General features: G+C 39.4%; 5 protein-coding genes and 1 pseudogene. All 6 read left to right on the top strand.

Going from position 1 to position 3,448, the window contains the following annotated elements; genetic code table 11:
* Positions 1–575: AAA family ATPase (locus ACM0OY_RS39810; protein ID WP_414574208.1), on the top strand; the 575-nt coding region annotated here is incomplete at its 5' end.
* A 2-nt stretch (positions 576–577) separates the two neighbouring features.
* Positions 578–1,120 carry a DUF192 domain-containing protein gene (locus ACM0OY_RS39805; RefSeq protein ID WP_414574207.1) on the top strand — a complete coding sequence of 181 codons (543 nt, stop codon included), beginning with the start codon at positions 578–580 and terminating at the stop codon, positions 1,118–1,120.
* 78 nt (positions 1,121–1,198) lie between these two features.
* Positions 1,199–1,405, top strand: coding sequence for a hypothetical protein (locus tag ACM0OY_RS39800; RefSeq protein ID WP_414574206.1), 207 nt, complete (start codon positions 1,199–1,201; stop codon positions 1,403–1,405).
* 312 nt (positions 1,406–1,717) lie between these two features.
* Positions 1,718–2,308 carry a hypothetical protein gene (locus ACM0OY_RS39795; RefSeq protein WP_190960008.1) on the top strand — a complete coding sequence of 197 codons (591 nt, stop codon included), beginning with the start codon at positions 1,718–1,720 and terminating at the stop codon, positions 2,306–2,308.
* A 358-nt stretch (positions 2,309–2,666) separates the two neighbouring features.
* Entirely contained in the window at positions 2,667–2,990 is a 324-nt protein-coding gene (locus tag ACM0OY_RS39790; RefSeq protein ID WP_414574205.1) for a hypothetical protein, read from the top strand.
* Between the two features lie 29 nt (positions 2,991–3,019).
* Positions 3,020–3,448, top strand: a pseudogene (locus tag ACM0OY_RS39785) (hypothetical protein); the annotation flags it as partial.

The following is a 3,448-nucleotide window of genomic DNA, read 5'->3' as shown; positions in this document are numbered from 1 at the left end:
AGGGATTCGCCGGGGATGATGATTTATCCAAACGCCTAGCTGGTATGCTTTTGACTTGGATGCAAGAACGTACTAGTGAGGTTTTAATTATCGCTTCTGCCAATAACATTGAATGGCTACCCCCTGAATTAACCAGGAGTGGACGCTTTGACGAGATTTTCAAGGTAGATTTACCCAATTATGGAGAACGGCACGAAATATTCAAGATTCACTTAGCCCGTTTTGATCCTCGTTTCCGTAATGGGGGCGATGGTTACACCGAACAAGAATGGAAAAGGATACTCAAAGCCACGCTTCGATGTGTCGGTGCTGAGATTGGGGCCATTGTAGAACGTGCCGCCGTCTCTAGTTTCTGTCAAATGTTTGGTGATGATGTTACACCCCTTCAAGAACTGCCATCGCTTGAGATTACATTGTCGGCATTGTTAGCAGCAAGGCAGAGTATGAATCCTCTGGCCATCCGCGAAGCTGACCGAGTTGAAAGTATGCGTAACATTGCGACTTTACAAGGTCAACCATCTAGCCCTATCGATTCATCCATATATAGTCTCGGCAATGTTGATATTTTTGGATAATCATGAAAACTTTAAAAATCAGTTCCAAGAAGGATTTATACGTTGCTGCTTTCAAGTTACTGAACATACTAGGCCCTGTTGCTGGAGTATCAATTATCATTGGCACTGTGGCTAGCGGTTACATCCAAACTCGTCCCCAAAATTTACCGGTTACGCACATTCTCACGAAAGGCGATGGCGTTCCGCCCACCGTAGGCTCTAGCACATTTAAGCTAGAAGTCGCCTCTACACCAGAGCAATTAGAGAAAGGGCTAAAATTTCGAGCATCTTTGCCACGCGATCGCGGAATGTTATTCAACTTGGAGGCAGAAATTTACAATGTGCCTTTTTGGATGTACAAGGTAAATTTTCCATTAGACATTTTTTATCTCAAGAACAATGTGGTGACAACTGCGGTTTACAATGCCGAACCGTGCCACAAAACTCCTTGCCCTATTTATAAGGGGCGGGTTGCTAATCAGGTGCTAGAGCTAGCTCCTGGCGCTGCCAATATCAAGGTAGGGGACAAGCTCAACATTCAACCGTTATCATCAGCCAAAGAATGACATCGATTTTGATAGCAAAAAGTCTTTGGTGCTTAAGTAGTTTGTCAGATTAATGTTATCAATTTAATAATTGATTTAGTGCTGTCCACATCACTGCCGTTGGCACTTCATCCGGCGGCAGTGTATTTGTCGAGACTACTAGAAGCGGGTATAGATGTTTTCACCGTTTGTGAACTTGCAGGTCACGCGAACCCAGCGACTACCCAAAAATACGATTTACGTTCTCAAACAACTAAACGTGAAGCTGTGAAGTTTTTGAATGTACTTTACGAAAATTCACTCTAAACACCAGTACAATGTATTACATTGAACAGGCTTTAATCCACAAAACCAAGCAAAAGTCAATCCCGAAATTTTTATCTTACTGAGCTAATTACAAAAATATTTATACTAATAAATAATTGCAGGTATTATATATCAAGCAAAAAGGTTGCTAATACTATAATTGATGTCTGGATACTTAAAAAATGAATGTTAGCAATATTATACTAGTACTTTCGTGCTATTTTTTTTAGTACTAAGGTGTCTCCATCTTGAAGTTGATTTATTTAAAAATGTGCGTATTCCTCATCAAATCGTTCAGGAGAACGAAAGCAGATGCGTACTGACTACGAATACCCAGAAAGTTTTTCCGCTTCGGCAACAGCAACGCTCTCACCTTCCCCAAAGAATGACAGGGCGAAGAAAAACACACTTACACTCATGGGCGTGACTGGTGTGTTGATGATAGCAGAGATGTCCGTCCACAATATATTGATGGGTGGATTTATGATTGCGTCCGCCATCGTCATTGCCTTGCCGAAACAGTCACAAGCATTATTTACTAACTTCGATAAATTACAACGAAAGTATGGAGTTAATCTCTATGCTGTTTTGTTTGCGCTGTTAGCAGTAATTTGTCTAATTGATTTTGCGGCGGCTCCAGCTAATGCTCAATTTTTCAATAATGCTCAAACTTGGATGACAAACACTTTTGGTAATGCCAACAATGGACAAACATCAGAAGTTATCGAACTTTTTTTCAATGTATTGAGAGCTTTATTTCTATTATATGTTGGTATCAGTTTAGTTCGCATTATTCAGTCTGCCCGGAATGATGAAGACTGGCAGACGCTAGCAAGAACTCCATTAATCATAGTTATGGCAGTTTTCGTTGGAGATTTAATTACTGGTCTGATTGTTCAGTAAAAAGTAAGAATTCAGAACTCAAGAGTCAGAAGTCAGAAGTCAAAATTTATAGGAGATTTGATATCACAAGTATATTTATGGGTCAAGTGAGTTCCTGATTGTTTTACTCTTCTGCCTCATGAATTCTGACTTTTGAATTCTTACAGTAAAAAAGCTTTTTTGGTTATCATTTGTTGAGAAATAGGCATTTGAATTAATAGCTGATAACTCTTTATTCAAGAAGTCGGAAGAAAGAACTCGGAGGTCGGAGGTCGTTCGTCTGAAGTACAGTTTTGTAATGGGTGCTACACCGACCACAAAACTGACCGTTTATAGAACCGGGGGACTTAAACCTACCGAATTTGTTAAATCAATAAATATGCCAGAGAAACATACTTTTCGGACAGTAAACCGGATTTTAGGAGAAAGACCAAGACTAGGGCCATTCCCTGCCGACCAAATATTTCCCTGGACATTAATAGCAGTAGGCAATGTATTTATCTTTAATTATCTACTGAAAACAAGTTGGTTAGGTACAGGATTAAGTATTGCTTGGGGATGGGGTTCCTGGTGGACAATTTCTACAAATAAAGACTTTTTCGGGAAGTTCGTTAGCGTCCCTCGGATTAGCAGGGGATATATGAAATTTCAATCAATAAAACAGAAGTCGAAGGTCGGAAGTCGGAAGAAAAATAAGTTCTAAGTTCTAGTTAAATTTCAGTTATTGATATTATGCCAAATTCTTTTAATCAGGCTAAAGAAAAATTAGGTAAAGGAGCATTAGAAAACGAGCAGATTAGTGTTGTCAAAATGCTCACTCCCTTTGAAGATATTATCCATTTAGCGGGCATTTGTGACCTCAACTTAGGAGGTAGGCAGGGTCTAGGCGCATTAATTCTCAAAAAAGGTGAAAATATTCAAATCAAATTCTGCTTTGATTGTTTAGGTATTCATCCGAATTTAGAATCATCGCAAATGCTGCCTATCTTTGAGGGCATAGAAGCGGGGTTAAAAGAAATTCCCGAAGGCGAAAGTCTCACAATACACTTAGGGTCTTTTACCTCAGATTATTATAGGCAAAAGGAACTATATTCTTTAGAGTCAAATTGCTCTCTTGAGCCGTTAAAACTATTGATTCGCAGTGAAAGATTGCGAGTTAAA

The sequence above is a fragment of the Nostoc sp. CCY 9925 genome, assembly GCF_963920935.1.
Lineage (GTDB): Bacteria > Cyanobacteriota > Cyanobacteriia > Cyanobacteriales > Nostocaceae > Nostoc.
This window is presented reverse-complemented; position numbering and strand designations above follow the sequence as displayed.